Genomic DNA, 25,585 nt, shown 5'->3' on the forward strand with positions numbered 1-25,585 from the left:
AATAATGGAATAACCAAGATTAAGGCAAATACGAACATGTATTGTACCTTAACTTGGTGTATTCTTTTATAAACTTAAATGCAATTAGTCTGTAATTTCTTTCTGTGATTGTGGCGCTTCTTTTTGTTGAAGATCCACTTTACGTTCAACGACATCATCATCTTCATTGTCTTGCATGTCAATTTCATTGTCATGCTCGTCCATAATCTTAACGTCTAACCCTAAACTTTGTAATTCTTTCATCAATACTCTGAATGATTCAGGAACACCTGGTTTAGTGATGTTTTCACCTTTAACAATAGATTCATATGTTTTCACACGACCTACTGTATCATCGGATTTGTAAGTTAAGATTTCTTGAAGTGTATATGCAGCACCGTATGCTTCAAGTGCCCATACTTCCATCTCACCGAAACGTTGTCCACCAAATTGTGCTTTACCACCAAGTGGTTGTTGCGTAACAAGTGAGTAAGGTCCTGTTGAACGTGCGTGTAATTTATCGTCAACCATGTGAGCAAGTTTCAGCATGTACATTACACCAACTGAAATTCTGTTATCAAATGGTTCACCTGTACGTCCGTCATATAATACCGTCTTACCGTCACGAGCCATACCAGCTTCTTCAATTGTTGACCATACATCATCATCACTCGCACCATCAAATACTGGTGAAGCAACGTGAATACCTAAGTTTTTAGCAGCCATACCTAAGTGTAGCTCTAATACTTGTCCGATATTCATACGTGATGGAACACCAAGTGGGTTCAACATGATATCGATTGGCGTGCCGTCTGGTAAATAAGGCATATCTTCTTCAGGAACAAGTTTAGAAATTACACCCTTGTTACCATGTCGACCACACATTTTGTCACCAACGTGTATTTTACGTTTTTGAACGATATACACACGAACTAATTGGTTAACACCTGGAGATAATGTGTCGTCTCCTTCTTCACGGTTAAAGACTTTAACATCTAGAACAATACCACCTGCACCATGAGGTACGCGTAATGATGTATCGCGAACTTCACGTGCTTTTTCACCGAAGATTGCATGTAGTAAACGTTCTTCTGCAGTTAATTCTGTTACACCTTTAGGCGTTACTTTACCGACTAAGATGTCACCATCATTAACTTCAGCACCTACGTATACAATACCGCGGTCATCTAAGTTTTTAAGTGCACTATCTGAAACGTTAGGAATATCACGAGTGATTTCTTCAGGTCCTAGTTTTGTATCACGTGCTTCAGATTCATACTCTTCAATATGAATAGAAGTGTATACGTCATCTTTAACTAGACGTTCACTCATGATTACAGCATCCTCGTAGTTATAACCGTCCCAAGTCATGAAACCAACAACTAAGTTTCTACCTAATGCCATTTCACCAAGTTCCATTGAAGGACCGTCAGCTAAAATTTCGCCTTTAGTCACTACATCGCCAGTAGCAATGATAGGTCTTTGGTTATAACATGTACCAGTATTTGAACGTTTGAATTTAGCTAATGGATAGCGATCTAATTCGCCTTCATATTCTTGACCATCTTCTTCAATAAGTCGACGTACAAGAATTTCATTAGATTCAACGTGTTCAACACGGCCTTTATGTTTTGCAACAATTGCTGCACCAGAGTCACGTGCTGCCACGTGCTCCATACCAGTTCCTACGAATGGTGATTCAGGATTCATCAATGGCACTGCTTGACGTTGCATGTTTGCACCCATCAATGCACGGTTAGAGTCATCGTTTTCTAAGAAAGGAATACATGCTGTCGCAGCAGAAACAACTTGTTTAGGTGAAACATCCATGTAGTCCATTTTTTCTTTAGCCATAACTGTGTTATTACCACGGAAACGACAAACAACTTCGTCTTCTACGAAACGACCATTTTCATCTAATACAGAGTTTGCTTGAGCTACTACATAGCTGTCTTCTTCGTCAGCTGTTAAGTAGTCAATTTGGTCTGTGATTGAATGTGTTTCAAGATCTACTTTACGGTAAGGTGTTTCAATGAAACCAAATTCATTCACACGCGCATAACTAGATAGTGAGTTGATAAGTCCGATATTCGGACCCTCTGGTGTTTCGATTGGACACATACGACCATAGTGAGAATAGTGAACGTCACGTACTTCCATTTGAGCACGTTCACGTGTTAAACCGCCGGGTCCTAATGCTGATAAACGACGTTTATGTGTTAACTCGGCTAATGGGTTAGCTTGGTCCATGAATTGTGATAATTGAGAGCTACCAAAGAATTCTTTAATAGATGCAATAACAGGACGAATATTGATTAATTGTTGAGGCGTAACAGAATCAGTGTCTTGGATAGACATTCTTTCACGTACAACACGTTCCATTCTTGATAAACCAATACGGAATTGATTTTGTAATAGTTCCCCTACTGAACGTAGACGACGATTACCTAAATGGTCAATATCATCTGTAAATCCAATACCACTTAACAAGTTAAAGAAGTATGACATTGATGCAATAATATCTGCTGGTGTAATACATTTCACTTCTGAATCAGGGAAAGCATTACCAATCACTGTAGTTGTACGTCCTTCTTCATCGTTCGGAACGTATACTTTGATTGATTGAATCTCAACAGGTTCATCAATAACAGTACCTTCTAATTCAAAGACTTCACTGTTTGCATTTGCTTCTAGTACATCCATAACCTCATCTAAGTTACGACGATCTAAGACTGTACCTTCTTCAGCTACAATTTCACCTGTTTCAGTATTAACAATTGGTTCAGCTAATTTCTGATTGAATAAACGGTGTTTCAAATGAAGTTTTTTATTCGCTTTGTAACGACCTACACTAGCTAAGTCATAACGTTTCGGATCAAAGAAACGAGAATATAATAAGCTCTTAGCATTTTCAACTGTAGGCGGTTCGCCAGGGCGTAAGCGCTCATAAATTTCTAATAATGCTTGATCAGTATTTTCAGTACCATCTTTTTCTAAAGTATTACGTAAGTACTCGTTTTCACCTAAAAGATCAACAATTTCTTGATCAGTTGAGAAACCTAAAGCACGTAATAATACTGTTAATGGTAATTTTCTTGTTCTATCAATACGTACATAAACAACATCTTTCGCATCAGTTTCATATTCTAACCATGCACCACGGTTAGGAATGATTGTTGCATCGAAGTTTGTACGACCATTTTTATCTAGTTTTTCATTGAAGTATACGGATGGTGAACGAACTAATTGTGAAACGATTACACGTTCAGCACCATTTATTACGAATGTACCTGTATCTGTCATTAATGGGAAATCGCCCATAAATACTTCTTGCTCTTTCACTTCTCCAGTTTCTTTGATGATTAGACGTACTTTTACACGTAGAGGTGCAGAATACGTTGTATCACGGTTTTTTGATTCTTCTAAATCATATTTCGGTTCTCCGAGTCTATAATCTACAAACTCTAAAGAAAGATTGCCTGTGAAATCTTCAATCGGAGAAATGTCTCTAAACATTTCTAATAAACCTTCTTCTAAGAACCACTCGTAAGACTCAGTCTGAATCTCAATTAAATTCGGTAATTCTAATACCTCTGAAATTCTCGCATAGTTTCTACGTTTACGATGTCTTCCATATTGGACAAATTGACCTGCCAAACAGATTCACCCCTCAAAAATTGCGTGTTTACTTTTACTAAATGAGCCAATATAATGAGATAAAAAGAAAACGGTAGCATACCAAATGACACCATTTTCCATTTTACCTCATATACATTGTTCATTTACACGTAAAAGTACACACTTATTGAACATAAATTTTTACATTCTATTACTATATCAGATTGATACTTTTAAATCAAGCTTTCGTGCTTCTTAAAATGTAGTAACCTTTGTCTTTTGCTAAGACTTCTACATTGTTAAAAGTGTCTTGCATTTTTTGCTTTGCTGATGGCATGCCTTGTTTTTTTTGAATTACGACATACAGCGCGCCATCTTGCTTTAATACCTTATATGCGTCTTCTAAAATGCTGTGAACGACTTTTTTTCCTGCTCTAATCGGTGGATTAGTCAGCATAAAATCATAAGCGCCGACTTCTACCTGCGATAAACCATCACTTTCTTTGATTTCCACGTTTTCTATACGGTTCTTTTTTCTGTTTTTTCTTGATAATGATAGTGCACGCTGATTAACATCAACCATCGTCACTTCATGATGCGGGGAAGTTTTTGCAATCATTAAACCGATAGGGCCATAACCACAACCAACATCCAAGATGCGTTTAGTAGGGCCAGGAGGATATGCTTTCAAAAAAGTTTTTACTAATAAATCTGATCCAAAGTCAATCTTTCCTTTTGAAAAGACGCCTGAATCTGTTACTAGCTCTAATTTACAGTTATCGTAGGAGTACGTAAAAAGCAACTCATCACTTTCTACTTCAGGATTTTCATCATAATAATGACTCATGACTACACCTCTTTTAATCTAATTCTTCTTAGATTAATACTATACCCATGTTATATGTCACATTGTGGTCGAACCACAGTAACGACCATAGATATAGATCAAATAAGATAAAACCCCGTTATACTAATAACGGGGTTTTCATTTCTCAAAGATTTCAGATAAAATACATTTCACTTAAAATCAGCGTACCGAAGTAGCGATGCATTAAGCTGCTTGTATCATCTTCACTATATAATTATTAACTGTTAGACAGCAAAAATTATTTGATTTCTACTGTAGCGCCAGCTTCTTCTAAAGTTGCTTTAAGTTCTTCAGCGTCTTCTTTAGCTAGTCCTTCTTTGATTACTTTAGGAGCATCGTCAACTAAACCTTTAGCGTCTTTTAATCCAAGACCAGTTGCTTCTTTAACAGCTTTAACAACTTTGATTTTAGATGATCCAGCTGATGTTAATTCAACGTTGAATTCAGTTTGTTCAGCTTCAGCGTCTCCGCCACCTGCTGCGCCTGCTGCTGCTACTGGAGCTGCTGCAGTTACACCAAATTCTTCTTCAATTGCTTTTACTAAGTCGTTTAATTCTAAAACTGACATTTCTTTGATTGCTTCAATGATTTGTTCTTGATTAGCCATTTTAATATTCCTCCATTAATTGTTATTAGTTTATGCGCAATTATTCAGCGCTTTCTTCTTTTCCTTCTTGTTCTTCTCCAATTGCTTTAACCGCATAAGCGAAGTTGCGTACTGGAGCTTGTAATACTGATAAAAGCATAGAAACAAGACCGTCGTGTGATGGTAATGTACCAACAGTGTTAACTTGCTCTGCTGAGATAACATTGCCTTCCATAACACCTGTTTTAACTTCTAATGCTTTATGTTCTTTAGCGAATCCCGCGATTACTTTCGCTGGAGCAACTACATCTTCAGTTGAAGTTGCGATTGCTGTAGGACCTACTAAGAATTCGTTTAACCCGTCAATACCAGCTTGTTCAGCTGCACGGCGAACCATAGTGTTTTTGTAAACTTTATACTCAACACCAGCTTCACGTAATTGCGAACGTAATTCAGTTACTTCAGCAACGCTTAGACCACGATAGTCAACGATAACTGTAGATACTGAGTTTTTAAGTTGTTCTGCAATGATATCAACTTGTTGTTGTTTTGCATCGATGATAGCAGACATTTAGACACCTCCATAGATTTAGTTTGGTGCTTTTTATCTTGAGTTATTGTCCTTATAAACATTACTCAATAAAAAAAGCACTTTCTACCCGTGGCAAAAAGTGCTTGAAAGATCTAAATTCTTCACGTTCAAGTCAATTTTAGCCTCGGCAGGATATAATTTTAAGTTATCACTAACTCCTACTGTCTTAGGTAAAATAATACATTAACCAATATAACTGGTTTCATGTGTTATGTCAATATTTATTTAAGGCTGAAAGCAAGACTTTCAGCCTTAAAATATTTTATGTTAAAAATTATAGTTTAAAGCCTGATGTGTCAACTTTAACTCCAGGACCCATTGTTGTTGTTACAGCAACAGATTTGAAGTAAGTACCTTTAGCTGATGCAGGTTTTAATTTAGTTAAAACGTCTTGTAAAGTTCTGAAGTTTTCAACTAATTTTTCAGTATCAAATGATGTTTTACCAATTGATGCATGAACGATACCTGATTTTTCAGCACGGTATTCAACTTTACCAGCTTTGATTTCTTCAACTGCTTTAGTAACATCCATAGTTACTGTTCCAGTTTTAGGGTTTGGCATTAAACCTTTAGGTCCTAATACGCGACCAAGTTTACCAACTTCGCCCATCATGTCTGGTGTAGCTACTACTACGTCGAAATCAAACCAACCTTGTTGGATTTTTTCTACGTATTCACCTTCACCAACGAAATCAGCACCTGCTGCTTCTGCTTCAGCTGCTTTTTCGCCTTTTGCGAATACTAATACACTTTGTGATTTACCAGTACCGTTTGGAAGCACTACTGCTCCACGGATTTGTTGATCATTTTTACGTGTATCAATACCTAAACGGAATGCTACTTCAACTGATGCGTCAAAGTTAGCAATGCTTGTTTCTTTAGCTAATGCAATCGCTTCTTCAACACTGTAGTGTTTTTCACGATCAATTTTGCTAGCTACTTCTTGATATCTTTTGCTTTTTTTAGCCATTTCATGTTCCTCCTTCAGTGGTTTTAGCGGAATTCCCTCCCACATTTACTTGTTTTCACAAGTTAAGAGCAGATAACAGAGAGGTTTAATTGTATTTTATCGTTGGAATGAACTTCCTTAATAAATGACATTTATTCCTCATATTACGACAATATTGAATGCTGTCATCATGTTTGTCTTTTCTGTCATCTGCTTCTATCGTCAATCTATGTTTTCATTACTAATTTTTAATTATTGAACTGTAATACCCATACTACGAGCAGTACCTTCGATAATACGCATAGCTGCTTCTTCGTCTGCAGCGTTTAAATCTTGCATTTTTTGGTTTGCAATTTCACGTACTTGATCTTTAGTTACTGTTGCTACTTTGTTTTTATTAGGTTCGCCTGAACCTTTTTCAACGCCAGCAGCTTTTTTAAGTAGTACTGGAGCCGGTGGTGTTTTTGTAATAAATGTAAATGAACGATCTTCATAAACACTAATTTCTACCGGTATGATTAAACCTACGTCTTCTTGTGTACGTGCGTTGAATTCCTTACAGAATCCCATAATATTCACACCTGCTTGACCTAATGCCGGACCAACTGGTGGTGCTGGATTTGCTTTACCTGCAGGAATTTGTAATTTAACTACTTTTTCTACTTTTTTAGCCACGATGTGCACCTCCTTGATATCGTGATGTGGTCACAGGACTCAATTTTGTCCTCCCACTCTTCTACATTTCGTGACGAAATGAACGCTCTATGAGCGCGACCACAGTATTATACCATTAACCCGTTTGATAACGCAATGGTAAAGTGTAACTTTTTTAAACAATATCTTATCACTTTAGTGATTAGATATTGTTATGCATGAGCTTTAGCTCAGGTAATCCTCAAAACTTTCATCACTTTAGTGATTAGAGGTTCTTAATGCATGTAAAGTGGCTCTTCTCGCTTTAGCGAGATTAGTGCCACTTATGCAAGTGCCTTAGCACTTGTAATCATTTACAGTTTTTCAACTTGATCAAATTCTACTTCTACTGGTGTTTCTCTACCAAACATGTCTACGAGAACAGTAAGTTTGAATTTATCAGCCTCAATTTCTTGAACTTCGCCAACTTGATTAGCGAATGGACCTGATTTAACTCTCACTTGTTCACCTAAATCTAATTGAACATCAATTGTTTTCTCTTTCATGCCCATTTGTTTAAGGATGAAACGTGCTTCATCTGGAAGCAATGGGTTAGGTTTAGATCCAGAACCAGCTGAACCAACAAATCCTGTTACGCCAGGTGTATTTCTCACAATATACCATGACTCATCTGTCATCACTAATTCAACTAATACATAACCAGGAAATGTTTTTTTAGTTAATGTTTTGGCTTTACCATCTTTAACTTGTGTTTCTTCCTCTTCCGGTATAACTACTCTGAATATTTTTTCTGTCATATTCATAGATTCAACACGTTTTTCTAAATTCTTTTTAACTTTATTCTCATAACCAGAATAAGTATGCACAGCATACCAACGCTTTGCGTCAACTTCTTCAGACATGTCGTCACTCCTATCTATTTAATTAACTCTATAATTCTACCAATTCCTAAGTCTAAGGCATAGAAGAACACTAAGAAAAATACTACTGTAGCTACAACAATGACTGTGTACTTAAATAATTCTTCTTTCGTTGGCCAACTTGTCTTTTCCATTTCTGACTTTACGCCTTGGAAGAAATTTTCTTTTTTAGCCATTAACAAGACCTCCGTATTATTTCGTTATTCCTTATTTGCTTATTCCATATAACAAATCAAGCAAATACAATACTCTCAACTTAGTTGGAAAGATATATTCACTCAACTGATTACTTAATATGTCATCTTATTATTTTGATTCCTTGTGCATCGTATGTGCATTACATCTCGGACAATGTTTTTTTAATGTCATTCTAGATGTAAGGTTACTTTGTTTCGGAACATTATAATTTCTACTGCCACAGACTTCACAATTCAGTGGTACTTTTTTCATTAGACTTCACCTTACTCATTATAATACCAATCTACTATACAGAACTTCTGAGTCAATTGTCAATTGTCAGCAATCCACTCAAACATGCTATTTTCGTGATACTGGCACTACATACAACTTGGTTTCAATACATATTTTCATTTTTCCAAACAACGTCTTATCTTTATTTTACAACGATGTATGGCATTGTAAACTACTTTGGTGTTTAAATTTAAAATTTGTGCAATTTCCTGTGGTTTATAGTCTATTAAAATATAACTTATAATACGTTGTTCTAAATCGGTTAGTCTTTTCAAGCACTGCTTTAATTGCGAAGATATTTCCCGTGCAATGATGTATCTGTCTATAGGTTGTTCAGATTTTGAATTATTATAAGTAACTATAAATTCATTCACAAGCACTTCTTGACGGCGTTGTGTATACATTTTTTTGCGTATATAATCATTTTTTACATTTTTTATGACGCAATTGACATAATGTTCTAAAGGCGTCACTTCTGTAAAATCAAAACGGCTTAATACACTATACAATTCCAAAAGTACTTCTTGGCATAAATCTTCTTTGTCACTCGGGTGAACTGAAAAATGATTTAATCTTTTATTAATCAATGGTGTCATTTCATCAATAATTTGTTCCACATCAATTTCATTTTGTAATCGATTCTTCGAATAAGTTGTACATTCTTTGTTGTGAATTCTATCAAACATGTCCGTAATCCTTTCCTTAAAGTAAGCATAGGATACAGAGTTTGCTATAAAAAAATCAAGGTGCAAAATAGTTATTTGTGATTGTCTCCACGTCTTAATTTTTCAAATTCTTTAAGAATCTCATGAGAGAGCTCTATTCGTGTTCGTGGCTTTTGTTCGTTGAAGCCATCGAGCTCTTTAGATACAGATACTTCGTTCTCTCTTAAGTCTCTCCACATCTCTCTTGAAGATATACGATAAGCTCCCGCACCGAATATCGCATGTTGTTCACTCATATCACTTGTGACAACCGTAATATGTCTAGTATGTTTCTCGTATAAATCATAGACATAACGTTCTATATAACTGTCTGCCGTTTCTTTTTCTTTTGTGAATATCGTTTTAACCCCGTGGTACATATATTCTGTAGGTGGGCCGGATTGTTCATAAGCATCAAAAACGCAGACAACTTCATCAGCTATTACAGCATTGTAATTCGCTATAGCTGTAAGTAATTGATCACGTGCTTCCTCGAGATTGTCTTTTGCTATTCGACTTAAGTCCTGCGATTGCCCTATCATATTATAACCATCAATGATTAAGTAACGATCCTTCATCTCTTATCTCCAATCTGATGACGTTTGCGGTAAACCTCATACATCATCAGACTTGCTGCTACTGACGCATTTAAACTATTAACATGACCAACCATAGGAATATTGATATAGAAGTCACATTTATCTTTTACTAAACGGCTCATACCTTGTCCTTCGCTTCCAATCACAATCGCTAAAGGCATAGCTGCATCCATTTCTCTATAATCCGTTGAATTCTCCGCTTCAGTACCAACAACCCAATAACCATTGTCTTTTAAAGTATCAATCGTATTAGCTAAGTTCGTCACACGAATAACAGGTATGTGCTCTATTGCACCTGTAGAGGCTTTAGCTACCGTTTGTGTTAGTGCAACTGAACGTCTCTTTGGAATGATAACTGCATCCACACCTGAGGCATCAGCCGTTCTTAAAATCGATCCTAAATTATGCGGATCTTCTAAACCATCTAGTATAAGTACTGTAGATAATTTGTCTTGTGCTTTTTGCGTAACTAAAAATTCATCGAAATCTGCATATTCATATGGTGCAATATATGCTGCAATCCCTTGATGAGGTGACTCTGACAATCCGTCTATTTTAGATTTCGGCACTGTTTGTACAATGATTTTTTGGCTATTTGCTTTTTTTAAAATTTCATTTATTTGACCTTTTTTGATAGTATCTTGAATTAAAATCTTATTAATTGTATGTCCTGAGACAATCGCTTCTTTAACTGCATGGCGACCGACTATAACTATCTCTTCCACAGTACCACTACCTTTCATCTACATTTTTTACGATACATTCTAACAATGATGTTAAACGTTCATGTTCTTTTTCTAGATATAAAAAACCAATGACGGCTTCTAATCCTGAACTTTTACGATATGTTTGTATATCTGTATTCTTCGCTTTTGTATAACTTTTAGCATTTCTACCGCGACGCACAATATCTTGTTCACTTTCAGTAAACCAATTGTTTTCCATTAAAAACTCAAGTGTCTCTGCCTGACTCTTAGCAGACACATAGCGTTTTGCTTCTTGATGTAATCGGTTAGGTTTAGCTTTTAATTTCAACACGATATATTCTCTCACGTGTTGATCTAAAACAGCATCGCCCATATATGCCAACGTCAAAGGATTCAATAATTTGTTATCCATATTAGCCACGTTTAAATCTCACACCCTGCGCTGTATCTTCTAAAATAATATTTTGTGCTTTTAAGTCATCACGAATTTCGTCTGCACGCGCAAAGTCTTTATTTTGTCTCGCCTTGTTTCTTTCTTCTATTAACGCTTCGACTTGTTCATCTAAAAGCATGTCGCTCTCTTTACCTTTAAGTGGCACACCAAGTACGTCGCTGAAAATTTCATATACTTGTTTAAAGCGTTCAATTACTGTTGTAGAAGTTGTGTTTTCTAAGATGTATTTATTAGCTAGTTTTGCTAAATCATACCATGCAGTAATTGCGTTGGCTGTATTAAAATCATCATTCATTACTGTTTCAAATTGTTTTAAAATATCATCAATTGCTTCTACATATGCAGATTGATCTTCAATATTTGTCGCAATCGCTTCACGTTCTTCAATCGCTTGATAACTGTTACGTACACGCTCTAACCCACTCTTAGCTGCTTCAACAAGTTCAACATTATAATTAATTGGACTTCTATAATGTACACTAATCATAAAGAAACGTAATACATCAGGGTCAATTTGTTTTATAATATCGTGAACAAGCACGAAATTACCTAACGACTTACTCATTTTTTCATTGTCAATATTGATAAATCCATTATGCATCCAATAGTTAGCAAACGGTGCATGGTTATGTGCTTCTGATTGTGCAATTTCATTCTCATGGTGAGGGAATTGTAAATCTGTGCCACCCGCATGAATATCAATTGTTGCCCCTAGTTCATGATATGCCATTACAGAACATTCAATGTGCCAGCCTGGTCTACCTTTACCAAATGGACTATCCCAGCTTATTTCTTCTGGTTTTGCTTGTTTCCATAATGTGAAATCCAAAGCGTCTTCTTTTTGTTCACCTTGTTCTATACGAGCGCCTACCTTCAAATCATTCAATGATTGATGACTTAATTTACCGTAGTCTTCAAATTTACGTGTTCTGAAGTATACATCGCCACCACTTTCATAAGCATTGCCTTGATCTACTAGTTCTTTAATAAACTTAATAATATCATCCATATGGTTCATGACACGTGGATTAGATGTTGCTTTTTTAACGTTTAGTGCACCTACATCTTCGTAAAAGGCATCGATATAACGATCCGCTATCGTTTCTACAGATTCACCTAATTCTTTAGAACGCTTGATTAATTTATCGTCAACGTCAGTAAAGTTCGACACATATACCACTTCGTATCCTTGATATTCAAAATATCTTCTAACTACATCGTAATTAATTGCAGGTCTTGCATTACCAATATGAATATAATTATATACTGTTGGTCCACAAACATACATTTTAACCTTACCTGGTTCAATAGGCTCAAACGTCTCTTTTTGACGTGTTAACGTATTATATAATGTAATCATCTTGTATCTCTCCATTTCTTGTTTTCTCAAGTTGTTTTTCTAATTCTTTCAATTGTTCATAAACAGGATCTGGTAAGTTACGGTGATCGAACGTTTTACCAATGCGTCTACCATCTTGCTTAACGATATGACCCGGTATACCTACGACTGTTGAATAACTTGGTACAGAATTTAACACAACTGAGTTTGCTCCTATGTTCACATTCGAATCAATTTTAATATCACCTAGTACTTTGGCGCCCGCAGCTATTAATACATTGTCCCCTATATCAGGGTGACGTTTACCTCGTTCTTTACCAGTACCGCCTAATGTAACACCTTGATAAATCGTGACATTATTTCCTATATTACATGTTTCTCCAATAACAACACCCATACCGTGGTCAATAAATAAACGTTTGCCTATTTTAGCCCCAGGATGTATTTCAATACCTGTGAAAAAGCGTGCAACTTGCGAAATTAATCTTGCTAATATATATTTCTTCTTTTTATATAATTCATGCGCAATCAAATGACTCCACACTGCATGTATACCTGCATAAGAAGTGACAACTTCCAATGTAGTGCGCGCAGCTGGGTCTTGTTCAAACACCATGTTTACATCATCTTTTATTCTTTTCAATATCTTAAACAAGGTTGCTACCTCCTTATTAAAAAAAGCACCTCTAACTGACTTGTTAGAGGTGCTTTGCACGGTTCCACTCTTATTTTTAAATATAAGTTGATTACCTTAACCATAAGTATGGTTAAAAATATAAAACAACTTATCTTCACTCATTAAAGTTTATTTAGTTCATTAACACAAAGGTGCATTCAGCAATTTCAGTGGTGTGCTCACAGCAACCGCACACTCTCTTGACACATTTCATCGCTTACTAATCCTAAGGCCATTTCAATTTTAATAATAGGTGGTTCGATGTAATTTTTCAAGTATTTTCACCTTGAGACAATATCATCGCACGCAACCCTCTTTATTTAACGTAGTTTTTCAAACGTAGTAACACTTTTTCTTTACCTAATACTTCAATTGTATTTGGTAATTCTGGTCCATGCATTTGGCCTGTTACAGCAACACGAATTGGCATGAATAGTTGTTTACCTTTAATACCAGTTTCTTTTTGAACTTCTTTGATTGTTTTTTTAATTTCTGCCGCTTCAAATGGTTCAAGTGCTTCTAACTTTCCATATAAGTGGTTCATTAGTTCTGGTACTTGTTCACCTTCGATGATTTCTTGTTCATCGTCACCTAAAATTTGTTCGTCACGGAAGAATAGCTCAGATAAAGGAACGATTTCTCCAGCATAACTCATTTCTTTTTGATAAAGCGCAACAAGTTTACGACCCCATTCCAAATCTGCTTCGTTTGGATTTTCAGGTAGTAATTCTGCTTTGATAAGGTGTGGTAAAGCTAATTCGAATACTGTTTCAGTATCTTTTTGTTTCATATATTGGTTATTCACCCATGCTAATTTTTGCTTGTCGAAAAATGCAGGTGATTTAGATAAACGTTTTTCATCGAAGATTTTAATGAATTCTTCTTTAGAATAAACTTCTTCTTCGCCTTCTGGTGACCAGCCTAACAATGTAATAAAGTTAAATAATGCTTCCGGTAAATAACCTAAATCACGATATTGTTCGATGAATTGTAGGATTTGTCCGTCACGTTTACTTAATTTTTTACGTTCTTCATTAACGATAAGTGACATATGCGCAAATCTAGGCGCTTCCCAATCAAACGTTTCATAAATCATTAATTGTTTTGGTGTATTAGAAATATGATCATCGCCGCGAATAACATCTGAAATTTCCATGTAGTGATCATCAATAGCTACTGCAAAATTGTACGTAGGTACACCATCTTTTTTAACAATAACCCAGTCACCCATATTATCTGAATCAAATGAAATTTCACCTTTAACCATATCTTCAAAAGTGAACGTTGTGTCTTTAGGAACACGGAAACGAATGGCAGGTTGACGACCTTCTGCTTCGAATTGTTGACGCTCTTCTTCAGTTAAGTGTGCATGTTTCCCACCATAACGTGGCATTTCTCCACGTTTGATTTGTTGTTCACGCTCAGCTTCAAGTTCTTCTTCAGTCATATAACATTTATACGCTTTGTCTTCATCTAATAATTGCTGAATAAGCGGATTATAGATCTCGCCACGTTCTGATTGGCGATAAGGGCCATAACCTTTATCTTTATCGACAGATTCGTCCCAATCGATGCCTAACCATTTTAAATTATCAAATTGTGAAGATTCGCCATCAGTTAGATTACGTTTACTGTCCGTATCTTCTATACGAATTACAAAATCTCCATCATAATGTTTAGCAAATAAATAGTTGAATAATGCAGTTCTTGCATTACCGATATGCAAATAACCTGTTGGACTTGGGGCATATCTAACTCTTACACGATCACTCATTATGTTCACTCCCGTTTTTAATATTAATTAGTAATGTTTTTATAGCGCTTTATGTTTCATCACTTGTTACACTCATACACACATCAAAAAAGCTGAACGTGTATCAACTTAACTTTATGTCGTTAACAATAATAATGACGCTCAACCATTAATAAGTTTGTTATTCTACGCTTATTAATAATACCATAGCTTATAATTTTTAAAAGTATCACTATCCAAAAAACTGTGTACTTTCACACACATGCTACACACTCGTCATTCCTTTTATAGTAATACAATTTCGCTATCTATTGTAGCACTTTAAAGCTTAATATGAAATCACTGTGCTTAAATCCAAAGTGATCAGCACACAATTTTTATAAAAATTATATTCAACTATCAAAAAAAGGTTTCATGTGAAACTGTAACAATTTTAGCTACATTTCATATAAAACCTTTAGTAATTTATTTAATTAATCTTTTTTGCAAAAATAATTCTTCCTGATGACGTTTGTAATAAACTGATTACTTCTAAATCAATATACTCACCGATATGTTTCTTGGCATTATCTACAACAACCATTGTTCCATCATCTAAGTATCCAACTGCTTGTCCTGATTCTTTACCCATTTTAGTAAGTAATAAGTTAAAACGGTCACCTTGATGTACTGAAGGTTTAATCGCTTCGGATAAATCATTAACATTTAACGCTTGAATACCTTGCACATGACACACTTTATTGAGGTTGAAATCAGTAGTGATAATATGTGCTCTGTAGTGCTGTGCTAACTTAATTAACATTGCATCGATGTCACTATGAGACTTCGTCGGATGAATAATACGCGTAGGATGATTAGTATCATATAGTGAATTCAAAATATCTAACCCTCGTTGACCCTTTTCACGTTTCACACTGTCATTTGCATCAGCAACAACTTGCAATTCATTGATGACACCTTGTGGTATGAGTATTTCACCATCAATAAAACCACACTCTATAATATCTAAAATGCGACCATCTATAATAGCACTTGTATCAATAATTTTTGGCACTGCATTACGTGCGTTAATAGACATCGAGCGCGCCATATTTTCCGGGAAGAACAATAACATTTCATCACGTTTGCGTAAGCCAAATTGAAAACCGAAATAACCTAAAATAATTGTAACAATGATTGGCACAAAATGATTCAACACATTATTACCTATAATTTGAAAAATAAATGATATCATAACAGAAATAACTAAACCGATCATCAGTCCAATTGTAGCAAACAAAATTTCTACAGCACTTTGACGCATTATAGTTTGTTCTAATTCTTTCAACGATAATGTCGCTTTTTTAATAAACCAACCAAAAATTAAAAAGAAAATAACAATACCAAGTAGTCCATTGAAATAGTTATTAGTTAATAACATATAATCACTTAATCCAGTATCCACAGCAATTTCTGGAATAAGATATACGCCTAAACTAGCGCCTAAAATAACATAACACAAAATAACAATGATTCTTATCATGTTCAAGTTCTAACACCCCTTTCTCTATAAAGTTATACAGATTAAATGTTTTCTCATCTGTAGATTTTGGGAATTTACTTTATTGTTTTGTCAAAGCGTATTTTAAGGCTTCGTGAACACTTTTCACGCCAATGACCTTAATATCACTAGGGAATTGCCAGCCGCCAATATTGGATTCTGGAATAATAATACGTTTAAATCCGAGTTTCTCTGCTTCCTGTACACGTTGCTCTATACGAGATACGCGTCTCACTTCTCCAGTCAGTCCAACTTCTCCTATAAAGCAATCTAAACCATCTACTGTTAGATCTTTAAAGCTTGAAGCAGTTGCCACAATGATACCTAAATCAACAGCAGGTTCTGTTAATCTTACACCACCTGCAACTTTAATATACGCATCTTGTTGTTGCAGTAAATAATTTTCTTTTTTCTCCAAGACTGCCATCAACAGACTCAAACGATTGTGATCAATACCCGTTGCCATCCGTCTAGGATTATTAAATGTCGTTGGCGTAACAAGAGCTTGAACTTCTATGAGTAAGGGTCTCGTGCCTTCCATTGTAGAGACGATAGTCGAGCCAGGCACATTTGTCGAACGTTCTTCTAAAAACATCTCGGATGGGTTTTTAACACCTTTCAATCCGCTTTGTTTCATTTCAAAAATACCCATTTCATTTGTAGAACCAAAACGGTTTTTCACCGCTCTCAAAATACGATATGCATGGTGTTCGTCACCTTCGAAATAAAGTACTGTATCTACCATGTGTTCTAATAAACGTGGACCAGCAATTTGACCTTCTTTTGTTACATGTCCCACAATAAATGTTGCAATATTCATTTGTTTAGCAATGTTCATTAAGCTTTGTGTACTTTCTCTTACTTGAGACACTGAGCCTGGTGCTGAACTAATTTCCGGATGGAATATCGTTTGGATTGAGTCAACTACAAGTAAATCCGGTTTTAATTGTTTTACTGTTTCGTGAATGACTTCTAAATCAGTTTCTGCAAATACATTAAGTTCGCTTGAATCTTCATCCAATCTTTCAGCTCTTAGCTTAGTTTGATTTAATGATTCCTCACCTGTTATGTATAAGACGTTATGCGATTGTGATAGTGCCGCACATATTTGTAATAGTAATGTTGATTTCCCTATACCAGGGTCTCCACCAATCAATACGAGCGAACCATTAACGATACCTCCGCCGAGCACACGATTAAATTCGTCTGACTTGGTTTTAACACGTGGTGTCGTTTCTTGTTTAATTTCATTTAACTTCTGTACTTTTGAAACGTTGTCGCGATCACGACTGCGCACGCCATGTTTTGGACTTGCCGCCTTTTGCTCAACAATTTCTTCCATTTGGTTCCAGCCACCACAATTTGGACATTTGCCCATCCATTTTGCGGACTGATAACCACATGCCATACATTCAAAAACAACTTTCTTCTTGGCCACTATTGCACCTCCATCTTTCATTGAACAAATCTATTTTATACCTCAACCTGTTTAAAAACAAATTTTAATCTTATTTAACTCACTGCGGTCTTTACGATTAGTCTTTTCAATTACATTTGCTCATACCTGTCTCTAACTTCACTTACATTAAAGCTGTTTTTATAAAATACCATGCATAGATATATACTACCAATAATATTATAAATTTATCGAATGAAAATGATATCCTAGTTTTTAAAGAATGATTTAAATTTTCTATTATTAAATAAAAAGCGCCTCTCAAAGGCGAACTAACACATTTGAGAGGCGCTATAATCTAAAAAGCTCACTTTTAGTGATTAAACTTATGATTCTGTTGTTTCTTTATCTTTCTTTTTTTCTTTTCTATCTTGAATATTATATTTAAATTCTTTGCCATCATGATCAATTTCGACTTTTTTACCTTCAATTTGATTACCGTCTAAAATTAATTCACTTAGGTTATCTTCTACTGTTTTTTGAATTGCACGAATTAATGGTCTAGCACCATACTCTGGATCGTAGCCTTCTTCAGCAATTTTTTCTTTTGCGGCATCTGTAACTTCGATGTTGATATCTTGTTCAGATAGACGACCTGTTAGTTTGTTAATCATCATTGTTACAATTTCTTTCAATTCTTCTTTAGAAAGTTTGTGGAATACAATAGTATCATCAACACGGTTTAAGAATTCTGGACGGAAAGCATTTTTCAATTCTTTCATCATTGTGTTACGAATTGTTTCGTAATCTTGGCCTTCTGATGCGCCACCGAAACCTGCAAAGCGTTGATCTTGTAATTCTTGTGCACCAACGTTTGATGTCATAATAATTACTGTATTACGGAAATCTACACGACGTCCTTTTGTATCAGTAAGATGTCCATCATCAAGCACTTGTAACAAGATGTTAAATACATCTGGATGTGCTTTTTCAATTTCATCAAATAAGATAACTGAATAAGGTTTACGTCTTACTTTTTCAGTCAATTGACCACCATCATCATGTCCTACATAACCTGGAGGCGCCCCAACTAAACGACTGACTGCATGTTTCTCCATAAATTCACTCATATCCACACGAATCATTGCGTCATCTTCACCAAACATAGACTCTGCTAAAGCACGAGCTAATTCAGTTTTACCTACACCTGTAGGACCTAAGAAGATAAAGCTACCGATAGGACGTTTAGGATCTTTCAATCCAGCTCTCGCACGTCTAACTGCTTTACTGATAGACGTTACAGCAGCTTTTTGTCCAATAACTCTGTTATGAAGTGTATCTTCTAAGTTTAATAAACGATCTGATTCAGTTTCATTAATTTTCGTTAATGGAATACCAGTCCAGCCAGCGATAACTTCTCCGATATCTTCTTCTGATAAAGAAGTATTGTCGCCATTTTGTGCGTTCTTCCAATTATTATTAGCTTCTTCGTATTGTTTTTCTAATTTCGTTTGTTTATCACGAAGATTTGCTGCATTTTCAAATTCTTGTGAATGTACTGCAGCATCTTTTTCATTTTTAACTTGCTCAATTTCTTGTTCTAATTCTTTCAAGTTCGGTGGTGTAGTATGACTTCTAAGTCTAACTTTAGAACTTGCTTCATCAATTAAGTCGATTGCTTTATCAGGTAAGAAACGATCTGAAACATAACGGTGACTTAAAGTAGCTGCTGAAATTACCGCTTCATCAGAAATGTTAATACGGTGATGTGCTTCATAACGATCACGTAATCCTTTTAAGATTTCAATTGTATCTTCAACTGTTGGTTCATCGACTTGAACTGGTTGGAAACGACGTTCAAGCGCCGCATCTTTTTCAATGTTTTTACGGTATTCATCTAATGTCGTTGCGCCGATACATTGTAGTTCTCCTCGTGCAAGTGCAGGTTTCAAGATGTTTGATGCATCAATAGCCCCTTCCGCACCGCCTGCGCCAACTAATGTGTGTAATTCATCGATGAATAGTATAACGTCACCTGCTTGATGAATTTCTTCCATTACTTTTTTCAAACGCTCTTCAAATTCGCCTCGATATTTCGTGCCAGCTACAACTGTTCCCATATCAAGTGACATTACGCGTTTGCCTTTAAGTGTCTCAGGCACTTCATTTTTAATAATCGATTGAGCCAGGCCTTCTGCAATTGCAGTTTTACCTACACCTGGTTCACCAATCAGTACTGGGTTATTTTTAGTACGACGACTTAAAACTTCAATTACTCTTGTAATTTCTTTGTCTCTACCAATAACTGGATCTAGTGTGCCATCTTTTGCAATAACAGTTAAGTCACGTGCAAGGCTATCTAAGGTTGGTGTGTTATTAGATTTATTAGCTTGTGCATTTTTATTACTTAACTCTGGACTACCTAATGCTTTAACAACTTGTGCACGTGCTTTAGTTATATTTAAGTCTAAGTTTGCAAATACACGTGCTGCTACACCTTCATTTTCTCTAATTAAACCAAGTAAAATGTGTTCTGTTCCCACGAAATTATGGTGTAATTTTCTCGCTTCATCCATTGATAATTCAATGACTTTTTTCGCACGAGGTGTGTAGTGTAAAGCGCCCATTTGTTCTTGACCATGGCCGATTAATTTTTCTACTTCTTCTACTACTTTTTCTTCAGTAATTTCAAATGATTCTAATACTTTAGCTGCAATACCTTCAGGCTCTTTCATCAACCCTAAAAGTAAATGTTCTGTTCCAATATTTGAATGATTTAAGCGAATTGCTTCTTCTTGAGCATGTGCTAATACACGCTGTGCACGTTCTGTCAGTCTACCAAATAGCATAGCATGACCTCCTAATTTATATGTTCTCTTAATATATCTGCTCTTTTTTCATTTACTACTCTGTCATCTTCATCATCTAATAAGAATGGCGATTGTATTGCTACCATTAACTCATTAAATTTGAAGTTTTCTAGTTCAATATAGCCTAAATCAATACCGAGTTTCACTTCACTTAATCTCAGTGATGCTTCCTCCATAGATATCAGTCTACTATATTTTAATATTCCTAACGAACGATATACTCGGTCCAATGTTTCAATGTGATTGTGACGGTTCATACGTTCGCGAATTTGCATTTCTTCATTAATGATTTGTTGTACAACTTCAGTTAAACTTTCGATGATTTCTTCTTCCGTTTTTCCTAAAGTCAGTTGATTTGAAATTTGATAAATATGGCCATAAACTTGCGAACTTTCACCAAATATTCCTCTTATCGTAAAACCAAATCTGTTAATCGTTTGAGCGATGCGATTCATACGCTTCATAATTGTTAAACCAGGTAAATGAAGCATCACGCTCGCACGCATGCCAGTTCCAATGTTTGTCGGACAAGTTGTTAAATAACCTAATGTTTCATCAAAACTTACATCCAACTCACTATCAAGTGTATCATCTATAGTAGAAGCATTCTCGTACAATGTTTGCAGTGATAAATCATTTCCCATAGCTTGAATTCGAATATGATCTTCTTCATTCACCATGATACTCAATGATTCATCATCGTTGAGCAACACTGCTGAGGCAGGTTGTCTGATTAATTCAGGACTTATGAGATGTTTCGCAACAAGTTTATACTTGCTTTGCTGATCCATAGTATCTAAGCGTTGCATAAACAAGTCAGGAAGCGCATCCTGTACCTCATTAATCACTCTATAACCATCCTGCTCTGACGGAAACATTAATGGATGGACATGATTTTCTAAGTTTCTAGCCAATCGGATTCTTGAAGACATCACGACAGGGCTTTCTTCTTTATCGCGCATCCATTCACTCATGTATGCACTAATATCATTATCACTCATCATGTTTCACCTCGCCATCGTCTTTCAATGCTTTAATTTCATCCCGAACAATTGCAGCTTCTTCAAAATTCTGATCTTCAATAAGCTGATTTAAATATGAATTTTTTTCTTCAATTTGTTTTTTTAGTGCTAATTTTCTATGCGAAGATCGAGGTGTTTTTCCTGTATGTTCTATTTGACCACCCTGCACACGACGCACAATGTCGACAATGTCATCTTTAAAAGTTGCATAGCAGTTTGCACAACCAAATTTACCAACATGTGCAATATCTTTTAACGTCATATGACAAGTAGGACATCTTTTTTCTTCTTTAAAAGCAATTTCATCAAAATCAATACCATGTTTAGCTGCTAAGTGCTGTAAAATTTGTTTTACCACAAATGCGCCTTCAATATCATCTTGGGATTGTAACTGTTGATTTTGTGTCCAAGGATTGCCACCCTGAGCACATGTCGAACAAACCCATTTTTCATTTACACCGTCTTGTCCTTTTACTGCTAATTTAACTTCTGCTTCGTTTAAATGACAATTTTCGCATAGCACGACTAAACACCTCGCTTTAGTAATAATTTATTACAGGTAATAAACGTTTAATAATATTAGCCCGTATAATATCTCTCGATAATACATCCATTTTTAATGTTTCTCTATCAATGACAGCATAAATCATTTTTGCTTCACGTTCATTGATATATTTTTTATCTAATAAACCATCTATAATGTAATATGCTTGTTGCTGAGAAATGGATGGTCCTATTAATTGAAGTAAGTGATTAATGTAACCTGTTTCATCTTTATTTTCAATTTTGGTGATTCGGATGTACCCACCGCCACCCCTTTTACTTTCAATTTCATAACCATGTTCATTTGTAAAACGTGTTTTAATTACATAATTCAGTTGAGAAGGCACGCAGTCAAAGCGCTGTGCAATATTTGTACGTTGAAGTTCTACAACGTCTTTATTGGTGTCTTCAAATAATTTCTTAATGTACTGTTCTATGATGTCAGACATATTGTGCATGATTATCACCTCTTTTGACCTTCTTTGACTATATTATATGACCAACTTTGACCTTTTTCAACCAATATGATTAAAAAATATTAGTTTAAGGATGTAAGTGCTCTCACTTTTATTGTATTATAGGTAGTAAGAAAAAAATAAAAGGGATGAAAAATATGCATATTATCATCGGTTTAATTGGGATTGTAGTATTTCTTGGGTTAGCCTTTCTTTTCAGCTCCGACAGAAAAAATGTTCGCTGGCAATATGTTGGGTTATTACTTGTAATACAACTTATCATGGCGTTTATTTTGTTAAAAACACAATTTGGGATTACAGTCATTAGTGGTATTTCAGCAGGCTTTAATTACTTATTAGCACAAGCAGCAGAAGGTGTAAATTTCGTATTTGGTGGATTTGAATACATAGATCCAGAGAATCCTCCATTCTTCTTTAACGTATTATTACCAATTGTTTTCATATCAGCATTAATTGGTATTTTACAATATACTCGTATTTTACCTGTAATTATTAATGTCTTAGGTTTAGTTATATCTAAAATTAATGGTATGGGTCGTTTAGAATCATATAACGCTGTTGCAGCAGCAATTTTGGGACAATCAGAAGTATTTATTTCGTTGAAAAAGGAACTTGCTCATATTCCAAGTCAACGTCTTTATACTTTAACTGCTTCAGCAATGTCTACCGTGTCTGCATCTATTATCGGTGCTTACTTCGCGTTAATTGAACCACGTTTTGTTGTTACAGCAGTCGTGTTAAACCTCTTCGGTGGTTTCATTATTGCTTCTATCATCAACCCTTACAAAGTTGATCCAAAAGAAGATAAATTAATTCTTGAAGAAAGTGAAACAAATAAGCAATCCTTCTTCGAAATGTTAGGGGAATACATTTTAGATGGGTTTAAAGTAGCAGTCATCGTAGGCGCAATGTTAATTGGTTATATTGCTATTATTGCTTTACTAAATGGCTTAGTTAGTGCCATTTTCACTGGTATTTCAGGTGGTAGTATTACTTGGGACTTCCAAACACTAATCGGTTTCGTATTTGCACCATTCGCATTCTTAGTAGGTGTGCCATGGAATGAAGCTGTACAAGCTGGTTCTATTATGGCAACGAAATTATTATCAAATGAATTTGTAGCAATGCAAAGTCTAAGTGAAGTTAAAAACATGAGTGAACACGCAAAAGGTGTTATCTCAGTATTCGTAGTATCATTCGCAAACTTTAGTTCTATCGGTATTATCTCTGGCGCAATCAAATCGCTTAACAACGAAAAAGGCGATGTAGTAGCACGATTCGGTATAAAATTATTATTCGGTGCTACTTTAGTTTCATTTATTTCTGCAGCCATTGCAGGGTTCTTTATTTAAAATTTAATATAAAAAAGAGCGATAAGGTATCAACACCTTATCGCTCTTTTTTATACTTTTTCAATTACGGTCGGTTTAACAATCGCTTCAATGAAGTATTGTGTGACTCTATAATCATCCGTTAATTCAGGATGAAATGAAACTCCTAAATAACAGCCTTGTTGAACAGCTACAATTTTGTCACCCTCTGTGCTAAGTACACTAGCCTCACCATGCACACTTTCTATATGAGGAGCTCTAATAAATACACCTTCAATATCTTTGGCAATTCCTTTCACATCTAACTCACTTTCAAAGCTATCAACTTGTCGGCCAAAAGAATTCCTTTGAACAGTAATATTCAGTTTATCTAAATAACCTTCTTCGCCAACAATATTCGCTGCTAAGATAATTAAGCCAGCGCAAGTACCAAACATAGGTAATGTGGATTGTTGCAAAACATCTTTGAATCCATATAGATTCATTAAGCGTCGTAAGGTAGTAGATTCTCCGCCTGGTATAATCAATCCATCAATGTCATCCAACTGTTCGATACGCTTAACTGCTACACCTTCATGACCACTTAGTGCAATATGACGTATATGTTCTCTCACAGCGCCTTGTAAGGCTAAAACACCAATTTTCATATTACCATCCACGCTCTTGCATACGCTCTTCTAATGATAACTCATTGATATCTAAGCCTTTCATTGCTGTGCCTAATTCTTTAGCTAGACGTCCAATTAGTTCGTAGTCTTGGTAATGTGTAGTTGCTTGTACAATTGCTTTAGCAAATTTTTCTGGATCTTCTGATTTAAAAATACCAGATCCTACAAATACTCCGTCTGCACCTAATTCCATCATTAAAGCAGCATCTTGAGGCGTTGCTACACCACCAGCTGCAAAATTAACTACTGGTAATTTACCATTTTCTTTAATAGATTTTAAAATTTCGTATGGTGCACCAATATTTTTAGCCTCAGTCATAATCTCATCGTCATGCATAACTGTTAAACGACTCACTTCTGAATTGACCTGACGCATATGTCTAACTGCTTCTACGATGTTCCCAGTACCTGGCTCACCTTTAGTACGTAACATTGCAGCACCTTCACCAACACGGCGTGCAGCTTCACCTAAGTTACGGCAACCACATACAAATGGTACAGTGAATGTATCTTTACGTAAATGATACTCTTCATCAGCTGGTGTTAATACTTCAGATTCATCGATATAGTCAACACCCATAGATTCTAATACACGAGCTTCAGTTATATGACCAATACGTCCTTTAGCCATAACTGGTATAGAAACAGCATTCATAACTTCTTCTACAATTTTAGGATTAGCCATACGTGCCACGCCACCTGCAGCTCTAATGTCAGAAGGCACGCGCTCTAATGCCATTACTGCAACAGCACCTGCATCCTCAGCTATCTTAGCTTGTTCAGCATTTACAACGTCCATAATGACGCCGCCCTTTTGCATTTCCGCCATTCCTCTTTTAACTCTTTCAGATCCAATTACTTTAGACATAT

Annotated in this window: 25 protein-coding genes and 1 other annotated feature; of the genes, 1 reads left to right on the forward strand and 24 read right to left on the reverse strand. The window is 35.6% G+C overall.

Annotated features, from left to right (window positions below; all coding sequences use genetic code 11):
* Positions 1-84: 84 nt before the first annotated feature.
* The 22 genes from rpoB to PYW44_RS11745 form a co-directional block, all read right to left on the reverse strand.
* Positions 85-3,636 (reverse strand): DNA-directed RNA polymerase subunit beta, encoded by a 3,552-nt coding sequence (rpoB, locus tag PYW44_RS11640; RefSeq protein WP_002508569.1) that lies wholly within the window; start codon positions 3,634-3,636, stop codon positions 85-87.
* A 199-nt stretch (positions 3,637-3,835) separates the two neighbouring features.
* Positions 3,836-4,444 carry a class I SAM-dependent methyltransferase gene (locus PYW44_RS11645; RefSeq protein WP_002511358.1) on the reverse strand — a complete coding sequence of 203 codons (609 nt, stop codon included), beginning with the start codon at positions 4,442-4,444 and terminating at the stop codon, positions 3,836-3,838.
* A gap of 259 nt (positions 4,445-4,703) precedes the next feature.
* A complete protein-coding gene (rplL, locus tag PYW44_RS11650; RefSeq protein ID WP_002508571.1) occupies positions 4,704-5,072 on the reverse strand; it encodes a 50S ribosomal protein L7/L12 in 369 nt (122 codons plus the stop codon).
* A gap of 40 nt (positions 5,073-5,112) precedes the next feature.
* Positions 5,113-5,622, reverse strand: a complete 510-nt coding sequence (rplJ, locus tag PYW44_RS11655; RefSeq protein WP_002508572.1) for a 50S ribosomal protein L10 — start codon at positions 5,620-5,622, stop codon at positions 5,113-5,115.
* A gap of 62 nt (positions 5,623-5,684) precedes the next feature.
* Positions 5,685-5,832: a sequence feature (ribosomal protein L10 leader region), on the reverse strand.
* Positions 5,833-5,917: 85 nt separating this feature from the next.
* The gene (gene rplA / locus PYW44_RS11660; protein ID WP_002508573.1) at positions 5,918-6,613 is read right to left on the reverse strand and encodes a 50S ribosomal protein L1; all 696 of its coding nucleotides are present in this window, start codon (positions 6,611-6,613) and stop codon (positions 5,918-5,920) included.
* A gap of 231 nt (positions 6,614-6,844) precedes the next feature.
* Positions 6,845-7,267 carry a 50S ribosomal protein L11 gene (gene rplK, locus PYW44_RS11665; protein ID WP_002508574.1) on the reverse strand — a complete coding sequence of 141 codons (423 nt, stop codon included), beginning with the start codon at positions 7,265-7,267 and terminating at the stop codon, positions 6,845-6,847.
* Between the two features lie 332 nt (positions 7,268-7,599).
* Positions 7,600-8,148, reverse strand: coding sequence for a transcription termination/antitermination protein NusG (nusG, locus tag PYW44_RS11670; RefSeq protein ID WP_002508575.1), 549 nt, complete (start codon positions 8,146-8,148; stop codon positions 7,600-7,602).
* 14 nt (positions 8,149-8,162) lie between these two features.
* Positions 8,163-8,342: a preprotein translocase subunit SecE gene (secE, locus tag PYW44_RS11675; protein WP_002484168.1), complete on the reverse strand. Its 180-nt coding sequence runs from the start codon at positions 8,340-8,342 to the stop codon at positions 8,163-8,165.
* A 130-nt stretch (positions 8,343-8,472) separates the two neighbouring features.
* Positions 8,473-8,616: a 50S ribosomal protein L33 gene (gene rpmG, locus PYW44_RS11680; RefSeq protein WP_002508576.1), complete on the reverse strand. Its 144-nt coding sequence runs from the start codon at positions 8,614-8,616 to the stop codon at positions 8,473-8,475.
* Positions 8,617-8,753: 137 nt separating this feature from the next.
* On the reverse strand, positions 8,754-9,323 hold the full coding sequence (locus PYW44_RS11685) for a sigma-70 family RNA polymerase sigma factor (protein WP_069802617.1): 570 nt from the start codon (positions 9,321-9,323) through the stop codon (positions 8,754-8,756).
* 71 nt (positions 9,324-9,394) lie between these two features.
* The gene (locus tag PYW44_RS11690; protein WP_002508578.1) at positions 9,395-9,919 is read right to left on the reverse strand and encodes an NYN domain-containing protein; all 525 of its coding nucleotides are present in this window, start codon (positions 9,917-9,919) and stop codon (positions 9,395-9,397) included.
* On the reverse strand, positions 9,916-10,665 hold the full coding sequence (gene rlmB, locus PYW44_RS11695) for a 23S rRNA (guanosine(2251)-2'-O)-methyltransferase RlmB (protein WP_002508579.1): 750 nt from the start codon (positions 10,663-10,665) through the stop codon (positions 9,916-9,918). Before rlmB ends, PYW44_RS11690 begins: the two co-directional genes overlap by 4 nt.
* A 7-nt stretch (positions 10,666-10,672) precedes the next feature.
* Entirely contained in the window at positions 10,673-11,059 is a 387-nt protein-coding gene (locus tag PYW44_RS11700) for a Mini-ribonuclease 3 (protein WP_002508580.1), read from the reverse strand.
* A gap of 1 nt (position 11,060) precedes the next feature.
* A complete protein-coding gene (gene cysS / locus PYW44_RS11705) occupies positions 11,061-12,461 on the reverse strand; it encodes a cysteine--tRNA ligase (protein WP_002508581.1) in 1,401 nt (466 codons plus the stop codon).
* Positions 12,445-13,086, reverse strand: a complete 642-nt coding sequence (gene cysE / locus PYW44_RS11710; protein ID WP_031266086.1) for a serine O-acetyltransferase — start codon at positions 13,084-13,086, stop codon at positions 12,445-12,447. Before cysE ends, cysS begins: the two co-directional genes overlap by 17 nt.
* A gap of 346 nt (positions 13,087-13,432) precedes the next feature.
* Positions 13,433-14,890, reverse strand: coding sequence for a glutamate--tRNA ligase (gltX, locus tag PYW44_RS11715; RefSeq protein ID WP_069802619.1), 1,458 nt, complete (start codon positions 14,888-14,890; stop codon positions 13,433-13,435).
* 448 nt (positions 14,891-15,338) lie between these two features.
* The gene (locus PYW44_RS11720) at positions 15,339-16,397 is read right to left on the reverse strand and encodes a PIN/TRAM domain-containing protein (protein WP_021339719.1); all 1,059 of its coding nucleotides are present in this window, start codon (positions 16,395-16,397) and stop codon (positions 15,339-15,341) included.
* A 73-nt stretch (positions 16,398-16,470) separates the two neighbouring features.
* On the reverse strand, positions 16,471-17,847 hold the full coding sequence (gene radA / locus PYW44_RS11725) for a DNA repair protein RadA (RefSeq protein ID WP_002508585.1): 1,377 nt from the start codon (positions 17,845-17,847) through the stop codon (positions 16,471-16,473).
* Positions 17,848-18,191: 344 nt separating this feature from the next.
* On the reverse strand, positions 18,192-20,654 hold the full coding sequence (locus PYW44_RS11730; RefSeq protein ID WP_002511351.1) for an ATP-dependent Clp protease ATP-binding subunit: 2,463 nt from the start codon (positions 20,652-20,654) through the stop codon (positions 18,192-18,194).
* An 11-nt stretch (positions 20,655-20,665) separates the two neighbouring features.
* Positions 20,666-21,676 (reverse strand): protein arginine kinase, encoded by a 1,011-nt coding sequence (locus tag PYW44_RS11735; RefSeq protein WP_021339720.1) that lies wholly within the window; start codon positions 21,674-21,676, stop codon positions 20,666-20,668.
* Positions 21,669-22,220, reverse strand: a complete 552-nt coding sequence (locus PYW44_RS11740) for a UvrB/UvrC motif-containing protein (protein ID WP_002511349.1) — start codon at positions 22,218-22,220, stop codon at positions 21,669-21,671. Before PYW44_RS11740 ends, PYW44_RS11735 begins: the two co-directional genes overlap by 8 nt.
* 16 nt (positions 22,221-22,236) lie before the next feature.
* Positions 22,237-22,698: a CtsR family transcriptional regulator gene (locus PYW44_RS11745; protein WP_021339721.1), complete on the reverse strand. Its 462-nt coding sequence runs from the start codon at positions 22,696-22,698 to the stop codon at positions 22,237-22,239.
* A 155-nt stretch (positions 22,699-22,853) separates the two neighbouring features.
* Here PYW44_RS11745 and PYW44_RS11750 point away from each other — a divergent pair, with 155 nt between their 5' ends.
* Positions 22,854-24,068 carry a NupC/NupG family nucleoside CNT transporter gene (locus tag PYW44_RS11750; protein ID WP_002508590.1) on the forward strand — a complete coding sequence of 405 codons (1,215 nt, stop codon included), beginning with the start codon at positions 22,854-22,856 and terminating at the stop codon, positions 24,066-24,068.
* 50 nt (positions 24,069-24,118) lie between these two features.
* Here PYW44_RS11750 and pdxT read toward each other — a convergent pair whose 3' ends face one another.
* Positions 24,119-24,694, reverse strand: coding sequence for a pyridoxal 5'-phosphate synthase glutaminase subunit PdxT (gene pdxT, locus PYW44_RS11755; protein WP_021340031.1), 576 nt, complete (start codon positions 24,692-24,694; stop codon positions 24,119-24,121).
* A 1-nt stretch (position 24,695) separates the two neighbouring features.
* Entirely contained in the window at positions 24,696-25,583 is an 888-nt protein-coding gene (gene pdxS, locus PYW44_RS11760) for a pyridoxal 5'-phosphate synthase lyase subunit PdxS (protein WP_002511346.1), read from the reverse strand.
* Positions 25,584-25,585: the final 2 nt, after the last annotated feature.

Source organism: Staphylococcus equorum, from assembly GCF_029024965.1.
In the GTDB taxonomy this organism is placed as follows: domain Bacteria; phylum Bacillota; class Bacilli; order Staphylococcales; family Staphylococcaceae; genus Staphylococcus; species Staphylococcus equorum.